Origin of the sequence: Campylobacter sp. 2352 PW, assembly GCF_024723575.1 — a bacterium.
Lineage (GTDB): Bacteria > Campylobacterota > Campylobacteria > Campylobacterales > Campylobacteraceae > Campylobacter_D.
The window spans coordinates 1-764 of record NZ_JANQCX010000040.1 but is presented as its reverse complement, the minus strand read 5'-3'; the positions used below and the strand labels follow the sequence as shown (position 1 = coordinate 764).

The following is a 764-nucleotide window of genomic DNA, read 5'->3' as shown; positions in this document are numbered from 1 at the left end:
GCCCATAGCATCAGCCACATTGGTGTCGATGTTTCCTTTTGATTCTCTTAGAGAAATTGATGCTTGAGAAATCATATCAGTTGCACCCATACCTATAGCACTAAGTCCGCTTCCTGATATTAAGATATCTTTACCATCATTTTTAACTAATGATAAACGACCATAATTTTTATAATCATCTTTTAAAATACCAGAACCAACTCCTATGCTACCAGTGATTTCTATACCTCTACCATCTCTTGAGTTAAGTACTAATCTACCATTAGCATCTTTAGAAGCTTCGACACCTGTGGTATCTTTTACTGAGTTAATAGCTGAAATCAAAGCTCCATTTTCATCACCATCTTTATACTCAACTTCACCGATTTTTACACCATTGATAGTAAAATCTTGTGAGGTTTTATCAGCTTTGATAGAACCAGCCCCAGTGGTTTGAACCAAGAAATTAGCTCTAACACCTGTGATATCTGCTACTCTATTAATCTCTTCAGCCAAAGCACCTATACCAGTACCTACTGAAGATGAAATCACTACAGGTTGGAATTTAAAATCATCTATACCATTATAGTTTTTAATAGTAAGTTGAGCTACACCACTACTATGAGACATAGAACCTGTTTCAAATCTAGTAACACCGATTTTACTTGATTGGGTTGCACCTATACTAGCTTGGATGGTTTGATTTGATTGAGCACCAATTTGGAAGCTTTGATTAGTAAAACCACCACTTAAAAGTTGTTTACCGTTAAAAGAGGTTGTATTTG

1 protein-coding gene is annotated in these 764 nt (G+C 35.5%); it reads right to left on the bottom strand.

Annotated elements, in window-relative coordinates; genetic code table 11:
- Positions 1-764: flagellin hook IN motif-containing protein (locus CAMP5121_RS08015; RefSeq protein WP_337215296.1), on the bottom strand; the 764-nt coding region annotated here is incomplete at both ends.